Raw genomic sequence first — 18,206 nt, 5'->3', positions numbered from 1 at the left:
AGAGCTGATTTGCCGACCCCCGGTGTGCCAGCACCGGAGGCCGGCTTCTGACCCATCACTTAATCTTGTGAGGACCCAGTGAACGTCAGAAAGTTTAGTGTACGGCGGACCGCCGCAGCCGCGGTTGCGGCTGTGACCGCACTGACTCTCGCCGCCTGCAGCAGTGGCTCCGACGCCGGCACCGACCAGGCCTCCGGCCCGGTGACCGTCAAGGTCTGGGCGTGGTACCCGGCCTTCCAGGGCGTCGTCGACCTGTTCAACAAGACCCACACCGACCTCAAGATCGAATGGACCAACGCCGGCGCCGGCCAGGACGAGTACACCAAGCTCCAGACCGCGCTGAAGGCCGGCAAGGGCGCGCCCGACGTGGTCATGCTCGAGTTCCAGGAACTGCCCACCTACCAGCTCACCAAGCACCTGGTCGACATGGGCAAGTACGGCGCCAACGACCTCAAGTCCAGCTACGTCGACTGGGCCTGGAAGCAGGTCAGCCAGGGCGACAAGGTGTACGCGATCCCGGTCGACGCCGGCCCGATGGCGATGCTCTACCGCGAGGACCTCTTCAAGCAGTACGGCCTGACCATCCCGAAGACCTGGGACGAGTACAAGGCGCAGGCCGAGAAGCTGAAGACGGCGGCCGCGGGCAAGGCGTTCATGACCGACTTCGGCGGCAACGACGGCGGCTTCATGACCGGTCTGATGTGGCAGGCCGGCAGCAAGCCGTACACGTACGACCCGGCGAACCCGTCGAACATCGGCGTGTCGGTCAACGACGCCGGCGCCAAGCAGGTCGCGACGTACTGGGAGGGCATGGTCAACTCGGGCCTCGCCGACACCAAGGCGTACGGCACGACCGACTTCTACAACGGCCTCGGCACCGGCAAGTACGTCACCTATCTGGCCGCCGGCTGGGGCCCGGGCTACCTGGCCAGCGTCGCCAAGACGACCGCCGGCAAGTGGCGCGCGGCCCCGCTGCCGCAGTGGACCGCCGGTGCGAACGTGCAGGGTGACTGGGGTGGCTCGTCGTTCGCGGTGACCGACCAGGCGAAGAACCCGGAGGCGGCCACCAAGGTGGCGATGGAGATCTACGGCGCGAAGAACACCGACGCCTGGAAGATCGGCATCGACGAGGCCTACCTGTTCCCGACCGCGACCCCGGTCCTCGAGTCCGAGGCGTTCCTGAAGAAGAAGTACGACTTCTTCGGCGGTCAGACCGTGAACGACGTCTTCGTCCCGGCCTACAAGCAGATCGCGCCGTTCGCCTGGAGCCCGTTCAACAGCTACAACTTCAACCAGCTGACGACCGGGATCAACGGCGCCATCGAGAAGAAGACGTCCTGGACCGCGGCGCTGGACACGGCCCAGGCCAACATCACCCAGTACGCCACCCAGCAGGGCTTCAAGGTCCAGTAATGACGCAGGTGGAAACCCGGTCCGCGGCCGCTTCGGCGGTCGCGGGTCCCGCCCCCCGCTTCAAGCGGGGCCGAGAGGCCGCGACCGGCTGGTTGTTCGTGCTGCCGTTCGTCATCCTGCTGGTCGCGTTCCTGCTGCTGCCGATGGCGTACGCGTTCAAGCTCAGCCTCTACCGGTCCACCCTGATCGAGGGGGAGCACTTCGCCCTCTTCGAGAACTACACCCAGGCGTTCAAGGACCCGCTGGTCCGCGAGGGTGTGCTGCGGGTGATCCTGTTCGGGCTGGTGCAGACGCCGGTGATGATCGGGCTCGCGCTGCTCGCGGCCCTGCTGATCGACCACGCGACCTCGCGGTTCTCCCGGTTCTTCCGGCTCGCGGCCTTCGTGCCGTACGCCGTGCCGGTCGTCATCGGCACGCTGATGTGGGGCTTCCTGTACAGCCGGGACACCGGGCCGCTGAGCTCGGTGCTGCACATCGACTTCCTGTCCAGCAACGTCGTGCTGGCCTCGCTCGGCAACGTGGTGACCTGGCAGTGGGCCGGCTACAACATGATCGTGCTGTACGCGGCGCTGCAGGGCCTGCCCCGGGAGGTCTACGAGTCGGCGCGGATCGACGGCGCCGGCCCGGCCCAGATCGCCTGGCGGATCAAGACCCCGATGATCTCCTCGGCGATCGTCCTGGCCACGCTCTTCACGATCCTCGGGACGCTGCAGTTCTTCACCGAGCCGCTGATCCTGCAGCCGCTCAACCCGGGCTCGATCACCCAGCACTACACACCCAACGTGTACGCGTTCAACCAGGCGTTCTCGTTCCAGCAGTACAACTACTCGGCCGCGATCTCGTTCCTGCTCGGTGCGGTGGTCTTCGTCGGGTCGTACATCTTCCTCTTCGCGACCAGGAAACGGAGCGCGCTGTGAACAGCAAGACCGAGCGCGCCGGAATTGTGCCGCACATCGTCATGGGCGTGATGGCGATCTACTTCCTGCTGCCGTTCTGGTGGCTGCTGGTCGCCGCGACCAAGGACAACGACGGGCTGTTCCTCTCCGCGCCGCTGTGGTTCTCCGACTTCCACCTGATCGACAACCTGAAGACGGTGTTCTCCCAGGAGAACGGGATCTACCTGGTCTGGCTGCGGAACTCCGCGCTGTACGCGGTGGTCAGCGGCGTCGGCGCGACGATCGTCTCGGCGCTCGCCGGGTACGCGTTCGCGAAGTTGCGCTTTCCCGGTCGTACCAAATTGTTTGCTCTGTTGTTGGGTTTGATCATGGTCCCGGGGACGGCGCTGGTGCTGCCCACCTACCTGCTGATGTCGCAGGCCGGACTGGTCGACTCGATCTGGGCGGTGATCCTGCCGTCGCTGCTGAACCCGTTCGGCGTCTACCTGCTCCGGGTCTACACCCACGAGTCGCTGCCGGACGAGATGCTCGAGGCGGCCCGCATCGACGGCGCCGGCGAGCTGCGGGTGTTCACCAGCGTGGCCCTGCCGGCGATGCGCCCGGCCCTGGTCACCGTGCTGCTGTTCTCGATGGTCGCGTCGTGGAACAACTTCTTCCTGCCCCTGGTGATGCTCAGCGACGACCATCTCTTCCCGCTCACGGTCGGCCTGCGCACCTGGTACATGTCGGCGACGATCGGCAACGGCGGCGAGGCCCTCTTCAACGTGATCGTGACGGGCGCGCTGGTGGCCATCGTGCCGCTGGTCGCCGCCTTCCTCCTTCTTCAGCGTTACTGGCGCGGTGGCTTGACCATCGGCGCCGTCAAGTAGCCTTTTTAAAGGGAAAACACATGTTTCGTGCGCATGTCGCATTGAATCCGGCTGCCGTCGTGGCGCCCGTCAACCGCCGGACCTTCGGCTCGTTCGTCGAGCACATGGGCCGCTGCGTCTACACCGGAATCTACGAGCCGGGCCACCCGAGCGCCGACGAGGACGGTTTCCGCACCGACGTGCTGGCGCTGGCCCGCGAGCTCGGGGTCTCGATGATCCGCTACCCCGGTGGCAACTTCGTCTCCGGCTACCGCTGGGAGGACGGCGTCGGCCCGGTCGAGAAGCGCCCGCGCCGCCGTGACCTGGCCTGGCGCAGCATCGAGACGAACGAGGTCGGCATCGACGAGTTCGCCAAGTGGGCGGCGAAGGCCGACGTCGAGATCATGTACGCGGTCAACCTCGGCACCCGCGGCGTCCAGGAGGCGCTGGACGTGCACGAGTACATCAACCACCCGGAGGGCACCGAGCTCTCCGAGCGGCGGCGGGCGAACGGGGCCGAGAAGCCGTACGGGATCAAGCTCTGGTGCCTCGGCAACGAGCTCGACGGGCCGTGGCAGACCGGGCACAAGACCGCCGAGGAGTACGGCCTGCTCGCCGCGTCCACCGCGCGGGCGCTGAAGTCCGCCGAGCCGGACCTGGAGCTCGTCGCCTGCGGCAGCTCCAGCTCGTCGATGCCGACCTTCGGCGCGTGGGAGTCGACGGTGCTGGAGCACGCGTACGACGTGGTCGAGTACGTCTCCTGCCACGCGTACTACGAGGAGCACGACGGCGACCTCGGGTCATTCCTGGCCAGCGCGTCCGACATGGATCACTTCGTGAACAGCATCGTGGCCACCGCGGACGCGGTCGGCGCGCGCCTGAAGAGCAAGAAGAAGATCAACCTCTCGTTCGACGAGTGGAACGTCTGGTACCTGTCCCGGTTCCAGAACGCGCCGCTCCCGAACGAGTGGGAGGTCGCCCCGCGGGTCATCGAGGACCAGTACAACGTGGCCGACGCGGTGGTGGTCGGCAACCTGCTGATCTCGCTGCTCCGGCACAGCGACCGGGTCACCGCCGCCTGCCAGGCCCAGCTGGTCAACGTGATCGCCCCGATCATGACCGAGCCCGGCGGCCCGGCCTGGCGGCAGACCATCTTCCACCCGTTCGCCGTCACGTCCGCGCTGGCCAAGGGCGATGTGCTGGAGACCCGGATCGACAGCCCGACCTATCAGACCGCGAAATACGGCGAGGCCGACCTGGTCGACGCGGTCGCCACGCACGACCCGGCGACCGGCGACGTCACGCTCTTCGTGGTCAACCGGTCCACGTCCGAGCCGGTCGAGCTGACCGTGGACCTGTCCGCTTTCGGCGCCGGCCTGTCGGTCGCCGAATCGGTCACCCTGACCGATGACGACGTCCGCGCCGCCAACACCCGGGACGAGCCGGACCGCGTCACCCTCCGCCCGACCGCCGACCTCGCGGGCGGCGCGGTCACCACCGACGGCGCCACGGTCACCCTCGCCCTGCCCCACGTCTCCTGGACGGCCCTCCGCCTGACCCGCTGATCCTTCAAGATCAAATTCTTTCTTGCCTCGGCTGCGGCCGATAACTGATCGTCGCTCCCGCGGGGACCCTTCCGGGCCTCGCAGGGCGCGGGGCGCCCAAGAACGCGAGGCCCGAAAGGGCGACGTCCGCGGGTGGTTGCGGTTCAACCCGCAAAACCGGAACGAGGCCCGCCGCGGGATGCGGCGGGCCTCGCTGTGGAGCTGCGGGTCAGAACGGGCTGAACGTGATCGCGGCGGTGCGCGGGTCGCCGTCGTGGACCAGGGACTCCTGGTTCTGCACGTCGTCGAAGGCGAACGCGTAGGCCTTGCCGTCGACCATGTTCGCGTGGATCACCTTGGCGTACAGGTTGGCCGGGCTGCCCTGGTAGAAGTCGGCCGCCGTGCCACTGGGCTGCGTGTCGAGCCGGCCCAGCGTGGTCCGCTGCATCGCGGCGCACAGGGTCCGGGCGATCGGGCCGACGACCTGGTCGTTCGGTGCGCCGAGGGCGCCGTCGCAGCCCCAGACGTTGGCCGTGGACGGCTTCGTGAACGACGCGACCACCTTGCCGGACGTGTCGGTGAAGCTCATCACGGTGCCCGCGGTCCGGCCGGTGTACTTGACGCTCGGCTGGTCGGTGAACGGCGTCACGGTCAGGTTCTTCGAGCTGTACGCGTTCCAGGCACTGTTGATGTACGAGTCCAGATAGGTCGGGCTCATCAGGCCGGCGTCGGCCGCCTTGCCGGGGGCGAGCACCCGCAGGACCGTCCCGTCCGCCCGGGTCACGACGCTCTTGGCGAAGTCACCGTCCGCCTTGATCGCGTTGATCACCTTCTGCCGGCCGTTCGCGACGACCTCACCGGTCGAGCTGGTCGTGCCGCTGCCGCCGGTGACGCTGACGATGTGCGGGATCGCGAACATGTCCACCTGGGAGCTGTTCAGCCACAGGCCGGACGAGTTGACGGTGAACTCGCTCCAGTCGAACAGGATGTCGTGGTTCGGGTCGCCGCCGGCCCACGGCGCGGGCTGGACCAGGCCGTCCGTGGTCAGCCGGAAGTCCAGCTTTTGACCGAAGGAGAAGTAGAGCCGGCCGGACAGGTTCCGCGGCACCCGGATCGTGGTGCTGCCGCCGTTCGCCGGGCCGTTGATCGAGACGTCCGGCGCCGGGACCGGGGTGGCCGCGCCACCGGACCACGCGGTGAACGCGCCGGCCTGGTTCACGTAGCCGAGCTTGCCGGTGTCCAGGTTGACGCCGAGCACGTACAGGTGGACCGCGTCGCCGCGGCCGGTCTTGTTGGTGACCGTGACCGGGAGGGTGTCCTCCCGCGGCGGGACGGTCGCCTCCTTGGTGGCGGTCTTCGTCGCGGTCGCGGTCGCGGTGGGCGCGGCGGTCGTCGGGGCCACGGTCACGGTCCGGGTCGGCGTGACGGTCGGCGCGGTGGTGGCCGGCACCGTCGGCGCGGTCGCCCCGGCGTCGCCGCAGGGCTGGCCGTTGAGCTTGCAGTTGACCGGCTGGCCACCGGCGCCGACGAATCCGAACGTCACCTTTCCGTCGACCGGAATGGCGCCGTTCCAACTACGATTCGTGAATGTGCGGTGACTGCCGCTGGCCGTCATGTCGGTTTCCCAGAAACTGCCGACGGTCGCCCCGGCGGGCAGGTCGAATTCGACTTTCCAAGCGGTCATGGCGGAGGTTCCGCCGTTGCTCACGACCACCTCGTCCTGCCAGCCGGTGCCCCAGTCGGACACCGTACGCAGGGTCGCCGTGGCCGCGGCGGCCGACGCGGGCAGCGCGATCCAGGCGGTGCCCACCGCAGCTACGGTCGCCAGCGAGGCGAGCAACAACGTTCTTTTCCGGCGCATTGACAATCGCCTCCGGGGGAAGGTGGACGGGGCCTTCATTATGTGAAGCCGGTCCGGATTCCCGCCTGTTGTTTAAGGTTCCTTTAACGTCGACGACTTTCCCGGGAATGGATAACACTTTCCCCGGAGATTTTTCTTGAGCGGGACTGCACGAACGCGTACGGACGGGCTATCGTACGGTTTCAGCGCTGCACCGGGGCTGTCCGCACGCGTTCTACGTGCCACCGCCCCGTGCCACCACCGAATCCGCCGTCAGCAGGAGATCGGATGACCACCGCACTCGACGCGATGATCGCCGCGCAGCCGGCCGCCCTGGACGCCCTCGCCGACCCGGCGCCGACCGCGAAACCGGCCGAGCTGCTCGACCCGGCCTCCCGGATCTGGCTGGTCGGCACCGGCACCAGCCAGCACGCCGCCGAGCTGGGCGCGCACGCGCTGCTCGACGCGGGGCGCGACGCCCGCTGGGTGCCGGCCTCGCAGTTCACGCCACGCCTGGTCCGGGGTGGGGACGCGGTCATCGTGATCACGCATACCGGGGAGACGCCGTACGCGCTGCGGGCCCGGCGGATCGCGCTGGACGCGGGCCTGCCGCTGGTCACGATCACCGGCCCGGAGACGATCGAGATCCCGGACGCGATCCGGACGCCGGTGGTCGAGGCGTCCGAGACGTACACCGTCAGCTACACCGCCGCGCTGACCGTGCTCGCCCAGCTCGCGCACCACCTCGGCGCTCCCGGCCTGGGCAAGGCCGCGATCCGCGCGACCGCCGAGCGGATCCGGGCGGTGCTCGGCTTCCCCGGGCTGGCCGGCGTCCCGATCCCCGGCCGGGCGATGGCGATCACCGGCCCCAGCGCGTGGTCGGTGACCGCCCGGGAGGGCGCGCTCAAGATCCGCGAGGGCGCCCGGATGCTCTGCGAGGGCTTCGACCCGGAACGCCTGCTGCACGGCGCGGCGGTGCCCTACACGGCCGCCGACTCGCTGCTGGTCCTGCAGCCGTCCGCCGACCCGGACGGCCTGACCGCCGCGGTCGCCGAGGCCGCCCGCCGGGAGCACATCCCGGTGTCCACCCTGGTCGAACCGGACCTCGGCCTGCCGGACCTGCTGGCCCAGATCCCGATGACGGTCCGGCTCCAGATGCTGGCGCTGCGCTTCGCCCGGATGCGCGGCCAGGACGCGGACGTCGCGATCACCGGCGCCTGGGCCGACAAACCCCTCTGGCGCATCGGCTGACCTCCGCCCCCGGCCGCCGCCGCCCTCGTTCGCCCGGGCCTGTAGCGCGCCGCCGCCCTCGTTCGCCCGGGCCTAGGGCGTGTTTTAGAAGTTGGGTTTTGCCGGTGAGGGTCACGGCGTGGCGGTCATCGATAACTGAAGAGGTCTCCGGTAAGTGGTTCAGCGACCAAGCTAGAACTTCATACCGGAGACCTCGTGGCCACCTTAGCGGTGACGACGCGGCATGACCTCACCGACGCTCAGTGGCAGCGGCTTGCTCCGTTGCTGCCTGCCGTGTCGGGGAACGGGCGGCCGCCGAAGTGGACGAAACGGCAGCTCATCAACGGGATCCGCTGGCGGATCCGGAACGGGGCTCCGTGGCGGGACGTCGCCGCCGTCTATCCGCCCTGGCCTACCGTCTATGGACTGTTTCGCCGCTGGCAACGCGACGGCACCTGGGACAGCATCCTGGCCGCTCTGCAGGCCCATGCCGATGCGGCCGGCCGGATCCGCTGGGACATCAGCCTCGACTCGATGACCAGCCGCGCCCATCAGCACGCGGCCGGTGCTCGCCGCGACGGGCAGTTGCAGAAGGAGCCGCCCGGCGGCGTGCACACCGAACCTGATGATCACGGCCTGGGGCGGTCGCGGGGCGGGTTGACCACCAAGACGCATCTGGCCTTGTGAGCAGGGGCAGAAGGTCATGGCGTTCATCGTGACCGCCGGGCAGTGCGGGGACAGTCCGCAGTTCATCCCGGTCCTGTCCAGGATCCGGGTCGGCCGGCCCGGCGGTGGCCGGCCCCGGACCCGCCCCGACACGGTCCTCGCCGACAAGGCCTACACCTCGAAAGAAAACCGTTCCTACCTGCGCAAACGCGGAATCCGGGCGTGCATTCCCAGTAAGAGTGACCAGGACGCCCACCGCAAAGCCAAAGGCCGCAAAGGCGGCCGGCCACCCGCTTTCGACCGGCTCGTCTACCGGCAACGCCACGCCGTCGAATGCGGCATCAACCGCCTCAAACGCCACCGCGGCGTCGCGACCCGCTACGACAAACTCGCCGTCCGCTACCAGGCAGTCCTGACCATCACCATCATCTGCGAATGGCTCTGACCTGCTTATGAAACACGCCCTAGCGCGCCGCCGCCCTCGTTCGCTCGGGCCTAGCGCGCCATCGCCCTCGTTCGCTCGGGCCAGCAGTGCGCCACCGCCCTCGTTCGCCCGGGCCGGCAGCGCGCCGCGGCCTTCGCTCACCCGGGCCCGCAGCGCGCCGCCGCCTGGTCGCGGCCCGATGCTCGCGGTCCTGGCCGGCCGTGCGGGCTTCCCCCGCGTGCTCACGGTCCAGGCTGCCCCGCGTGCTCGAACAGCACTGAGCGCCGGGAGCGTGCCGGGCGCTGTGCCCCTGGGTCGCGCCGGTTGTGGTCCTGGGTCACGCCAGCTGTGCCCCCGGCCCGCGCCCCGCTGTGCCCCTGGGCCGCGCCATAGGTGGAAAAGTGCCCGGCCCCGTAAAAGAGCAGGTCCCGCCCTCCCTGAGGGGGGCCACCGCCTCTGACGTAATTGTCGCGCGATTCGCCAAGATCGTGTTTGAGGCCTGTGGATAACCCATCGGTGTGGATAACTCCCACGTTCGTCGACTGGCTGCACGACGAGGGCGCGGGTTCGGATCTTGGGGTAGAGCGCAACCACCCTCGGACATCGCCCTGGAGGGCCTCGCGTTTTGGGCGCCCCGGCGCCCTGCGGGGCCCGGAAGGGTCCCCGCGGGAGCGACGATCAGTTATTGGCCGCAGCCGAGGCAATAAAGAATTTGATCTTGGGTTTGATCAGGAGATCGGGCGGTAGGCGACCTCGGGGTCGAGCAGCGGAGTCCATGCGGGACGCCACTTGGCGTGGCGGCCGTCCATCTCCTCCTGCAGGTTGGTGCGCCACGGGCCGGAGACGCCGTCGTCGTGCCACCAGGCCGGCCACGAGTCGTAGGACCGGTCGATCTCGTAGCCGGTCGCGGACGTCTCGATGCGCAGGAACAGCCAGCGGCCGTAACGGGGGTCGGACTCGGCCCGGCGCAGCGTCCGGACCAGCTCGGTGAGCCGGCGGAACGCCGCGTAGCGCTCCTCGTCCGGGCGGTCGGCCGGCGGGTGGTCGCCGGGCTGGGCGCTGAAGCTGGTCGCGTCCGCGTAGACCAGCAGTGAGCACCGCCCGTCCCCGGCCGGCGCGCGTTCCCGCAGCCAGCTCACCAGCGTGCCGAGCTCGTCGGTGTCCGGCGGGGCGGGCCGGCGCAGCTCGGCCGCGTCGTGCATGGCGGACCAGACCAGCCGGTCGTGTTCGCCCTGGCTGATCCGGCGAACCCGGCGCATCGGCGGCCGCTGCCCGGGGGCGATCCGCGGCGGCCGGGTGCCCGGGGTGATCCCGCCCCGGCCCGCGGCGGCGAGCGCGGCCTCGATCGCCGCGTCGCCGCCGAGCAGCGCGGTGAGGTGCCCGGCGTCGACCTCGCCGCGGATCGCGGCGTGCAGCAGGTCGGCGGCGATCTTGCGGGCGGCGCGCGGGCCGGTCGGGGTGTGCGGGCCGCGCAGCACGGTGACGGTCTGCTCCTCGGTCAGCAGCGGCGCCAGCACCTCGGCCAGGCCGTCCTCGTAGCGATGGTGGTACCGCACCCGGGACCAGCGGCCGCTCTCGTGCCAGATCACGAAGCCCAGCTGATCGCTCTCGGCCAGCGGGGTCAGGTCGGCCCAGGGCAGCCAGTCCGGTGCGCCGGTCAGCGGGTCCGCGGCCGGGTCGGTGGAGACCGTCGCGTGGTGGTCGCGATGCGCTCCGTAGAGCACCGCGCGCCGGCCGTCGAGCAGAGCGAAGCGGGCCCAGCCGGTGTCCGGGGCGTCGTGCCGTGCGCCGCGCTCGTCGATGGACCACGGCTCACCACGGTCGATCCCGGTCATCGCGGCGCTCAGCGCCGCCCAGCGGGTCCAGAGCAGTCCGGGCGCGGGGAGGTCCACGTCGGTCAGCATGAGTCCACTGTGCCAAATGCCGGCGGTGGTCCGTCACCCACGGGGGGCGGTTCCCGGCCGGACGGGACTGCGGCACCGGGGGATGATCTTCATAGGACGGACAATACGTGCATCGGAGTTCTACGATGCGAGCCTCGTGAGAAAGGGGCTCTGCATGCACCTCTCGAGATCACGCCTCGTGGCCGCCGGGATCACCGGCATCGCTCTGGCCGCAAGCGTGTCCGTCCCGGCGTCGGCCGCCGCTCCGAGAACCGGGGTCGACGCGGTTCCGACCCCCAGACTCGGCTGGTACAAGTGCTACGAGATCGCCGAGTGTGCGACCGTGCGCCTGCCACTCGACTACGACCGGCCGAACGGCGCCACCACCGAGGTCGCGGTCCTGCGGGTCAAGGCCAAGGACCAGCAGCACAGGATCGGCAGCCTGTTCGTCAACCCGGGTGGGCCGGGCGGCTCGGCCACCAGTTTCGCGCTGAGTGCGCCGTACTTCCTCAGCGAGTCGATCCTGCAGAAGTTCGACATCGTCGGCGTCGACCCGCGCGGGATCGGCGCGAGCGCCAACATCAAGTGCTTCCGGTCGGTCAAGGCGCAGACCGCGGTGATCGACAAGCTCAACGTCGCTTTCCCGGTGGGAAAGAAGGAAGAGGCGACGTACGCGGCGGGCGCGCGCGAGCTCGGTAAGGCCTGCTCGTCCACCGGCAAACCACTCTCCGGCGCGATGTCGACCACCGAGGTCGCCCGGGACATGGACGTCGTGCGCCGCGCCGTCGGCGACAAGAAGCTCACCTACCTGGGCTTCAGCTACGGCACCGCGCTCGGGGAGTACTACGCCAACCTGTTCCCGGACCGGGTCCGCGCGCTCGCCATCGACGGCAACCTGGACCCGCGGGCCTGGGTCGGCGCGGGGAAGGCCGGCGACCAGATCCTGGACGCCCGGTTGCACTCGGCGGACGGGGCCTATCGGGCGCTGAAGGAGATCTTCAAGCGCTGCGACAAGGCGGGGGAGAAGTACTGCGCGTTCGCGGCCGGGGATCCGGAGAAGAATTTCGCGGCGATCGCCAAGAGTCTGAAGGCCAAGCCGATCGTGGTCACCGACGACTCGGGCACCTATCAGGTCACCTACGCGGACTTCATCGGCGCCGAGCTCAGCCTGCTCTACTCGCCCTACGCGGGGGAGGAGACGATGCAGCTGGCGGCGGACGCGGCCGCGCTGATCAAGGGCGGTTCGCCGGCGACGGCGGCCCGGGCCGCGGTGCTCGGGCGGATCCGGGCGGCCAAGGCGGTCGGGTACGACTTCCCGTACGACAACGGCTACGAGTCGACGATGGGCGTGGTCTGCACCGATGGGACCCACCCGCGGAACGCGGCGAGCTGGCCGGCGGCGACGACCGCACGGGAGCGGCAGGCGCCGTACTTCGGGAAGGTCTGGGGTTATCTGGACGCGCCCTGCGCCCGGGACACCTGGACGGTGCGGGACGAGGACGCGTACCGGGGGCCGTTCAACAAGCGGACGTCCGCGCCGGTGCTGCTGGTCGGGAACTTCTGGGACCCGGCGACCAACTACGACTCGTCCGTCGCGATGAGCCGGCAACTGCCCAACTCGCGGCTGCTCAGCAGCGACAACTGGGGGCACACCGCGTACGGGACGGGGGTCTGCGCCACCGACGCGATCGACAGCTACCTGCTGCGCGTCGCGCTGCCGGCCAAGGGCACGGTGTGCGCCGCCGAGCACCAGCCGTTCACCGAGCCGATCGACACCGGTGACACCCCGGCGACGGCGACCACGCTGGCCGCCACGGCCGGGAAGCGACTGCCGCCGGTGGTGGCGCCGCGACCGGCCTCGATCCTGGTCGGCGGCCACTGACCGACCGACGGAGGGCCCCGGGCGGCGTCAGCTGACCCGGGGCAGCTCCTCCTGGGCGGCGGCGAGCCAGTCCAGGGCGTACTCCAGGTCGGTCGCCGCGCCGCGCCGGCGGTAGGAGCGGTCCGCGCGGGCCGACGCGGCGCACGACTCGACGGCGCGGCGGGCCCGGGCGTACAGGAACGGATCGTCGATCGGCGCCGCGCGGTCCGGCGCACCCCGGGCCCGGCGGATCCGCAGCCGGCGCAGCCCGGCGCGGAACGCGTAGCCCGCCCACACGCCGGCCACCGCGATCCCGGCCAGCGGCAGCGGTCGCGCCGGATCCGGCACCAGGAGCAGCAGCGGCCCGGCGACCAGGACCCCGGCGAGGAGCGCGGCCAGCAGCGTCGTCCCGTCCGTGGCGGCCGGGGCCACCCGGTAGCGGGCGGCGGCGTGGCCCACCTCGCGCCGGACCTGGCCGAGCCGGGCGAACCCCACCCGGTCCGGGCGGTCGGCGGTCCAGTCCCGGCACTGCGCGTCGGTGATCGCCTCGCGCAGCTCCCGGTCGAGCCGTCGGAGCCGGGGCGCGACCCCGCCGGCGAACGGATCGTCCCGGATCACGGTGACCAGCCCTTGGAGAGATCGTCGAGGTAGCGGTCCAGGCAGTCGATCGCCTGGCAGAGCAGCAGGTCCGCCTCGGCCAGCCGGGCCAGCACCGGGTCGGCGCCCAGTGCCCGCCGCAGCGCCGGCGCCCGCCAGTTCGCCCGACCGGCGCGGCGCAGGCTCGCCGAGACGAGCCGGACCCGGGCCCGTTCCAGGGTGAGCGGCACCCCGGTCAGCCCCGGACCGGGCGGGCCGGAGGCGATCGGGAGCGCGGGCGTGGCACTGCGGCGGGGCCGCAGCCACACCGGGATCAGCACCAGCGCGGCGATCCCGAGCGCCACGAGCAGGCCGCCGCCGAGCACCCGGGCGAGCGCGGCCGACCCCGCCGCCACCGCGGCCGTCCCGATCGTCGTGGCCAGCACCGAGAGGGCGGCGGGCCGGCGGTTGAGCACGCCGGCCAGCACCGCGTCGGCCGCGGCGAGCCGGTCGCACGCCGAGCGGATCCAGAACTGGTCGAGGTCGCCGGCCGCCCGGACGATCTCGGCGGACCCGTCGGCGATCAGGGCGCGCACGGCGCCCAGCTCGGCGGGCAGCGCGCGGACCGGCGACATGCTTGCAGCGTCGCACCGATGTGGCGGTTGTGAACTGTCGGGTTTCCGCAACGCTCAGGTCCCCGGCGGGGCGGCCGATTGGTCCCGCCGTGCAGAGAGACTGGCTGTCGTTGCCGACCCGGACCGTGGACCGGACCAGGCTCGCCGCGGCCTGCATCGGCGGGCTGGCGATCCTGGTGCAACTCGGGCAGGTCGGCAACGCGGTGCGTTCGGCGGCCTACCACCGGGTCGCCGCCGCCTCGATCGTCGCCGTGGTGGTGCTGATCGTCGTGATGCACCGGCGCCGGCGCAGCTCCTGGTGGAGTGTGCCGGTGCTCCCGGTGCTGGTCACGCTCGGCGCGGCCGGGCTCAAGGACCCGCTGGCCGGCACCGCGATCGCGCTGGCCGCCCTGATCGTCTGCTCGCTCTACGACACGAACCGGCGCTGGCTGGCCCGGATGGCCGGGTCGCTCGTCGCGATGCCGGCCGCGGTCGCGATCTCCCCGGACGTGGTCAGCCAGGCGACCTCCTGGCACTCCCCGTCGGTGCTCGGCCTGCTCCCGCAGATCTTCCTGATGGGCGTCCTGACCAGGGCGTTCTACCTGGGCCTGGAGCGCCAGGAGCGGGCCGCGGCCCGGGACGCGAGGCTCACCCAGGCCGGGCACGAACTGCTCGCGGTGACCGACGGCGCCGAGATCCGCCGGATCGGCGAGCGGACCTCGCAGGAGCTGGTCCGGATGCACCCCGGGGTGGCGCTGCTGATCGCCTTCCGGGACACGGACGGGCTCCGGGTCACCTTCGGGGCCGGCACACCGGACGGCCTGGCCGGGCACCGCCTGGCCGGCGACGTCCCGGACGAGGCGGAGCTCACCACGCTGGTGCCCGGTTTCGATCGGTGGCACGTCGACCCGCTCGGCGGCGAGCCGGCCACCGCGCCGCTGCTGATGCTGGTCGGTGGCCGCCGGGCCGTCCCGGTCGAGGTGCTGGACGCCTTCCGCAGCCTCTCCTACCAGGTCATCCTCGCCGACGAGGCGCACCAGGCCCGGGTCGAGCTGGAGTACCGCGCGCACCACGACCACCTGACCGGACTGCCGACCCGGGCGAAGTTCCTGCGCGCGGCCGGATCCGCGATCGACGGCGGCGACCCGGTCGCGCTGCTCAACATCGACCTGGACGGCTTCAAGCGGGTCAACGACGAGCACGGGCACGCGGCCGGGGACGAGCTGCTGGTCGCGGTCGCCGAGCGGATCGGCGCGGCGACCGGCCGGGACGGTGTCGCGGCGCGTTTCGGCGGCGACGAGTTCGCCCTGCTCCTGACCGGTCCGGCCGGTGCGGACCGGGCGCGGCGGCTCTGTGCCGAGCTGTGCGAGCCGGTGCGGCTGACGGCCGGCACGGTCCGGGTCGGCGCCAGCATCGGGGTCGCGTTCGCCGAGCCCGGGGTCACCGTCGCGGACCTGCTGCGCCGCGCCGACCAGGCGATGTATGCCGCCAAGGCGGGCGGCAAGAACCGGGTGGTCTGCTACGGCGCCGTGGTCAAGGACGCGGTGGCCGTCTGAGCCAGGCCGCCGCGGCCGCCGCGGTGGGCACGGTGGGTGCCGCGGGCCGGCCGGGCCGGTCGATCATCAGCACCGGTACGGCCATCTCCCGCGCCGCCACCAGCTTCGCGTCCGATCCGCCGCTGTCCTTGGTGACCAGCACGTCGATCCGGTGCTCGGCGAGCAGCCGCCGCTCGTCCTCGACGGTGAACGGCCCCCGCGCCAGCAGCACCTCGAGTCGCCGGGGCATCGGCGGCTCGGGCGGCTCCACCGACCGGGCCAGGAACCAGCAGTCGTCCAGCCCGGCGAACGCCCGCAACGTCTGCCGCCCGGTGGTCAGGAAGACCCGCTCCCGGTTCAGCGTCGCGGCCGCTTCCGCGACCGACGCGACGCGGTGCCAATCATCGCCCGGCGACGCGGTCCAGCCGGGCCTTCGCAAGATCAGCAGGGGTACGGCGGCAGCCCCGCCCGCCGCGACCGCGTGCTCGCTCATCGTCGCCGCGAACGGATGTGTCGCGTCGACCAGGACGTCGATCCGCTCGCCGGCGAGGAACGCGGCCAGCCCGTCCACCCCGCCGAACCCGCCCACCCGGACCTCGCCGTCGGGCAGCCGCGGCGTGCCGGTCCGGCCGGCCAGCGAGCTGATCACCCGGTGCTCGCCGGCGATCAGCCGGGCCAGCTCACGGGCCTCGGTGGTGCCGCCCAGGATCAGCACCCTCATGTCCGGCAGCGGTCCGCCGAGTAGAGGTGACTGTCCGGGAACTGGCCGGCGGTCAGCGCGGCGCCGACCACGATCACCGCGGTCCGCTTGATCCCGGCCGCCTTGACCCGGTCGGCGATGTCGGCGAGCGTGCCCCGGACCACCAGCTCGTCCGGCCGGCTGGCCCGGGCCACCACCGCGACCGGGCAGTCCGCGCCGTAGTTGCCGACCAGCTCGGCGACCACCGCGTCGATCCGCTGCACGGCCAGGTGCAGGACCATCGTGGCCCGGCTCGCGCCGAGCGTGGCCAGGTCCTCGCCGGGCGGCATCGCGGTGGCCCGCTCGGCGGTCCGGGTCAGGATCACCGTCTGTGCGACCCCGGGGACGGTGAACTCGCGGCCCAGCGCGGCGGCGGCCGCGGCGAACGCCGGCACGCCCGGGGTGACGTCGTAGGGGACGCCGGCCGCGTCGAGCCGGCGCATCTGCTCGGCGACCGCGCTGAACACCGACGGGTCGCCGGAGTGCAGGCGGGCCACGTCCTGGCCGGCCGCGTGCGCGGTGACCATCTCGGCGACGATCTCGTCGAGGGTCAGGTTCGCGGTGTCGACCAGCCGGGCGCCGGGTGGGCAGGCGTCGAGCAGCTCGGCGGGGACCAGGCTGCCCGCGTACAGGCAGATCGGGGCCTCGTTGATCAGCCGGTGGCCGCGCAGCGTGATCAGGTCGGCGGCGCCGGGCCCGGCGCCGATGAAGTGCACGGTCATGGCGTCACCGTCGTTTCGCGGGGCGCGGTCATGGGGGTCACCGTCGTTTGGCGGGGCGCGGTCATGGGGGTCACCGTCCAGATCGTCACCGGCATGAAGGAGCGCCAGCCGGTGAAACCGCCCACCGGCGAGCCGCGCTGCACCGTCAGGCGGGTCAGCTCGCCGCCCAGTCTCGCGTATGCCCCGGCCAGCACGGCTTCCGACTCGACCGTCACCGCGTTCGCCACCAGCCGGCCGCCCGGGCGCAGCATTTCCAGACACTTCGCCAGTACGCCGTCGCGGGTCACCCCGCCGCCGATGAAGATGGTGTCCGGGACGGGCAGGCCGTCGAGCGCCTCCGGGGCCGGTCCGTGCACGACCCGCAGGCCGGGCACGCCGAGCGCGGCGGCGTTCGCGGTGATCGTGGCGACCCGGCCGGCGTCCGACTCGATCGCCACCGCGCGGCAGGCCGGATGACTCCGCAGCCACTCGATGCCGATGCTGCCCGAGCCGGCGCCGACGTCCCAGAGCAGCTCACCCGGGGCCGGTGCGAGTGCGGCCAGGGTGACGGCGCGGACCTCGCGCTTGGTGAGCTGGCCGTCCGACTCGTACGCGCCGTCGGGCAGCCCCGGGACCACCGGCAGAGCCGGGCCGTCGCCGCACTCGACGGCGATCACGTTGAGCGGGTCGCCGGACGGCATCGCCCAGTCGCCGGCCGAGCCGGTCAGCACCCGCTCGTCCGGGCCGCCGAGCTGCTCCAGCACGGTGAGCCGGGCCTTCGGAAAGCCCCGGGTGGTCAGGTAGCCGGCGACGGCCGCGGGCGTGTCCGCGCCCGCCGCCAGGACCAGGATCCGGCGACCCGGGTTGAGCGCCCGGCCCAGGCTCGCGACCGGGGCCGTCACCAGGCTCACCACGTCGGCGCGGGCCAGGTCCCAGCCGAGCCGGGCGGCGGCCAGCGACACCGAGGACGGGTGCGGGAGCACCCGCAGGCGGTCCGGTCCCAGGACCCGGGCGAGTGTGGCGCCGATCCCGTGGAACATCGGGTCGCCACTGGCCAGCACGCAGATCCGGCGGTCGCGCTCGGCCTCGAACAGGCAGGGGAGCGCCGGGAGCAGGGGAGTGGGCCACGGGCGGCGCGCGGCGCTGGTGGCGTCCGGCGGGAGCAGGGCCAGCTGGCGGGGGCCGCCGAGGATCAGTTCGGCGTCGGCGAGCCGGGTCCGGGCCGTACCGGAAAGGTCTTGCCAGCCTCCGGCGCCGATGCCGACGACAGTGACCACCGGTGGGGTTTCCGAACGCATCCGGTGAACCTATCCCGTCCCGGGATCCGGAATTTCTCGGTCCGAGGTTGAGCCATCCGGCGACCGCGTGCGTACGCATTCCTGACGGCTTCGAACCGAGACCGGGCTGTCACGTCGGCCGCAGGGGTGGCGGACGCC

General features: G+C 71.6%; 15 protein-coding genes. 8 read left to right on the top strand and 7 right to left on the bottom strand.

Annotated elements, in window-relative coordinates; all coding sequences use genetic code 11:
- Positions 1 to 132: 132 nt before the first annotated feature.
- Genes L3i22_RS46260 through L3i22_RS46245 form a run of 4 tightly spaced genes read left to right on the top strand, consistent with a single transcriptional unit; the run spans position 133 to position 4,722 of the window.
- Complete coding sequence (locus L3i22_RS46260; protein WP_221323758.1) at positions 133 to 1,413, top strand: ABC transporter substrate-binding protein; 1,281 nt, start codon at positions 133 to 135, stop codon at positions 1,411 to 1,413.
- Positions 1,413 to 2,330, top strand: coding sequence for a carbohydrate ABC transporter permease (locus L3i22_RS46255; protein ID WP_221323757.1), 918 nt, complete (start codon positions 1,413 to 1,415; stop codon positions 2,328 to 2,330). The genes L3i22_RS46260 and L3i22_RS46255 overlap by 1 nt, the downstream gene beginning before the upstream one ends.
- Complete coding sequence (locus L3i22_RS46250; protein ID WP_255657662.1) at positions 2,327 to 3,178, top strand: carbohydrate ABC transporter permease; 852 nt, start codon at positions 2,327 to 2,329, stop codon at positions 3,176 to 3,178. The genes L3i22_RS46255 and L3i22_RS46250 overlap by 4 nt, the downstream gene beginning before the upstream one ends.
- Positions 3,179 to 3,198: 20 nt before the next feature.
- The gene (locus L3i22_RS46245) at positions 3,199 to 4,722 is read left to right on the top strand and encodes an alpha-N-arabinofuranosidase (RefSeq protein WP_221323756.1); all 1,524 of its coding nucleotides are present in this window, start codon (positions 3,199 to 3,201) and stop codon (positions 4,720 to 4,722) included.
- 208 nt (positions 4,723 to 4,930) lie between these two features.
- Here L3i22_RS46245 and L3i22_RS46240 read toward each other — a convergent pair whose 3' ends face one another.
- Positions 4,931 to 6,601 carry a beta-1,3-glucanase family protein gene (locus L3i22_RS46240; protein ID WP_221323755.1) on the bottom strand — a complete coding sequence of 557 codons (1,671 nt, stop codon included), beginning with the start codon at positions 6,599 to 6,601 and terminating at the stop codon, positions 4,931 to 4,933.
- A gap of 228 nt (positions 6,602 to 6,829) precedes the next feature.
- On the opposite strand from L3i22_RS46240, the gene L3i22_RS46235 reads away from it, so the two are divergent.
- Both L3i22_RS46235 and L3i22_RS46230 read left to right on the top strand, forming a co-directional pair.
- Positions 6,830 to 7,792, top strand: coding sequence for an SIS domain-containing protein (locus tag L3i22_RS46235; protein WP_221323754.1), 963 nt, complete (start codon positions 6,830 to 6,832; stop codon positions 7,790 to 7,792).
- Between the two features lie 195 nt (positions 7,793 to 7,987).
- Positions 7,988 to 8,882, top strand: a protein-coding gene (locus L3i22_RS46230; protein ID WP_255657661.1) for an IS5 family transposase whose coding sequence is annotated in 2 segments (ribosomal slippage) — positions 7,988 to 8,452 and positions 8,454 to 8,882 — 894 coding nt in all. Because the reading frame shifts where the segments join, the coding sequence is not laid out codon by codon here.
- Positions 8,883 to 9,589: 707 nt separating this feature from the next.
- On the opposite strand, the gene L3i22_RS46225 is transcribed toward L3i22_RS46230, so the two are convergent.
- Positions 9,590 to 10,765, bottom strand: coding sequence for a hypothetical protein (locus tag L3i22_RS46225; RefSeq protein ID WP_221323753.1), 1,176 nt, complete (start codon positions 10,763 to 10,765; stop codon positions 9,590 to 9,592).
- 154 nt (positions 10,766 to 10,919) lie between these two features.
- Here L3i22_RS46225 and L3i22_RS46220 point away from each other — a divergent pair, with 154 nt between their 5' ends.
- A complete protein-coding gene (locus L3i22_RS46220) occupies positions 10,920 to 12,626 on the top strand; it encodes an alpha/beta hydrolase (protein WP_221323752.1) in 1,707 nt (568 codons plus the stop codon).
- A 27-nt stretch (positions 12,627 to 12,653) separates the two neighbouring features.
- Here the strand turns inward: L3i22_RS46220 and L3i22_RS46215 are convergent, their stop codons facing one another.
- Positions 12,654 to 13,223: a hypothetical protein gene (locus L3i22_RS46215; protein WP_221323751.1), complete on the bottom strand. Its 570-nt coding sequence runs from the start codon at positions 13,221 to 13,223 to the stop codon at positions 12,654 to 12,656.
- Entirely contained in the window at positions 13,220 to 13,816 is a 597-nt protein-coding gene (locus L3i22_RS46210) for a hypothetical protein (RefSeq protein WP_221323750.1), read from the bottom strand. Before L3i22_RS46210 ends, L3i22_RS46215 begins: the two co-directional genes overlap by 4 nt.
- A gap of 89 nt (positions 13,817 to 13,905) precedes the next feature.
- Between L3i22_RS46210 and L3i22_RS46205 the strand changes: the two genes are divergently transcribed.
- Positions 13,906 to 15,351, top strand: coding sequence for a GGDEF domain-containing protein (locus tag L3i22_RS46205; RefSeq protein ID WP_221323749.1), 1,446 nt, complete (start codon positions 13,906 to 13,908; stop codon positions 15,349 to 15,351).
- On the opposite strand, the gene L3i22_RS46200 is transcribed toward L3i22_RS46205, so the two are convergent.
- From L3i22_RS46200 to cbiE, 3 genes are read right to left on the bottom strand one after another with little or no spacing between them, the layout of a single operon-like run.
- Positions 15,329 to 16,051, bottom strand: coding sequence for a cobalt-precorrin-6A reductase (locus L3i22_RS46200; protein WP_221323748.1), 723 nt, complete (start codon positions 16,049 to 16,051; stop codon positions 15,329 to 15,331). The genes L3i22_RS46205 and L3i22_RS46200 overlap by 23 nt on opposite strands.
- Positions 16,048 to 16,791: a precorrin-4 C(11)-methyltransferase gene (gene cobM / locus L3i22_RS46195; RefSeq protein ID WP_221323747.1), complete on the bottom strand. Its 744-nt coding sequence runs from the start codon at positions 16,789 to 16,791 to the stop codon at positions 16,048 to 16,050. Before cobM ends, L3i22_RS46200 begins: the two co-directional genes overlap by 4 nt.
- Positions 16,788 to 18,068 (bottom strand): precorrin-6y C5,15-methyltransferase (decarboxylating) subunit CbiE, encoded by a 1,281-nt coding sequence (gene cbiE, locus L3i22_RS46190; protein ID WP_221323746.1) that lies wholly within the window; start codon positions 18,066 to 18,068, stop codon positions 16,788 to 16,790. Before cbiE ends, cobM begins: the two co-directional genes overlap by 4 nt.
- Between the last annotated feature and the right edge of the window lie 138 nt (positions 18,069 to 18,206).

The sequence above is a fragment of the Actinoplanes sp. L3-i22 genome (assembly GCF_019704555.1).
Lineage (GTDB): Bacteria > Actinomycetota > Actinomycetes > Mycobacteriales > Micromonosporaceae > Actinoplanes.
Note: the sequence above shows the minus strand (reverse complement) of the source record. Positions and strands in the feature narration are given on the sequence as shown.

Coding starts and splice junctions, on each gene's coding strand:
- cobM (WP_221323747.1), bottom strand. CDS start 16,791: ATGACCGTGCACTTCATCGGCGCCGGGCCCGGCGCCGCCGACCTGATC.
- L3i22_RS46225 (WP_221323753.1), bottom strand. CDS start 10,765: ATGCTGACCGACGTGGACCTCCCCGCGCCCGGACTGCTCTGGACCCGC.
- cbiE (WP_221323746.1), bottom strand. CDS start 18,068: ATGCGTTCGGAAACCCCACCGGTGGTCACTGTCGTCGGCATCGGCGCC.
- L3i22_RS46210 (WP_221323750.1), bottom strand. CDS start 13,816: ATGTCGCCGGTCCGCGCGCTGCCCGCCGAGCTGGGCGCCGTGCGCGCC.
- L3i22_RS46245 (WP_221323756.1), top strand. CDS start 3,199: ATGTTTCGTGCGCATGTCGCATTGAATCCGGCTGCCGTCGTGGCGCCC.
- L3i22_RS46255 (WP_221323757.1), top strand. CDS start 1,413: ATGACGCAGGTGGAAACCCGGTCCGCGGCCGCTTCGGCGGTCGCGGGT.
- L3i22_RS46235 (WP_221323754.1), top strand. CDS start 6,830: ATGACCACCGCACTCGACGCGATGATCGCCGCGCAGCCGGCCGCCCTG.
- L3i22_RS46240 (WP_221323755.1), bottom strand. CDS start 6,601: ATGAAGGCCCCGTCCACCTTCCCCCGGAGGCGATTGTCAATGCGCCGG.
- L3i22_RS46200 (WP_221323748.1), bottom strand. CDS start 16,051: ATGAGGGTGCTGATCCTGGGCGGCACCACCGAGGCCCGTGAGCTGGCC.
- L3i22_RS46220 (WP_221323752.1), top strand. CDS start 10,920: ATGCACCTCTCGAGATCACGCCTCGTGGCCGCCGGGATCACCGGCATC.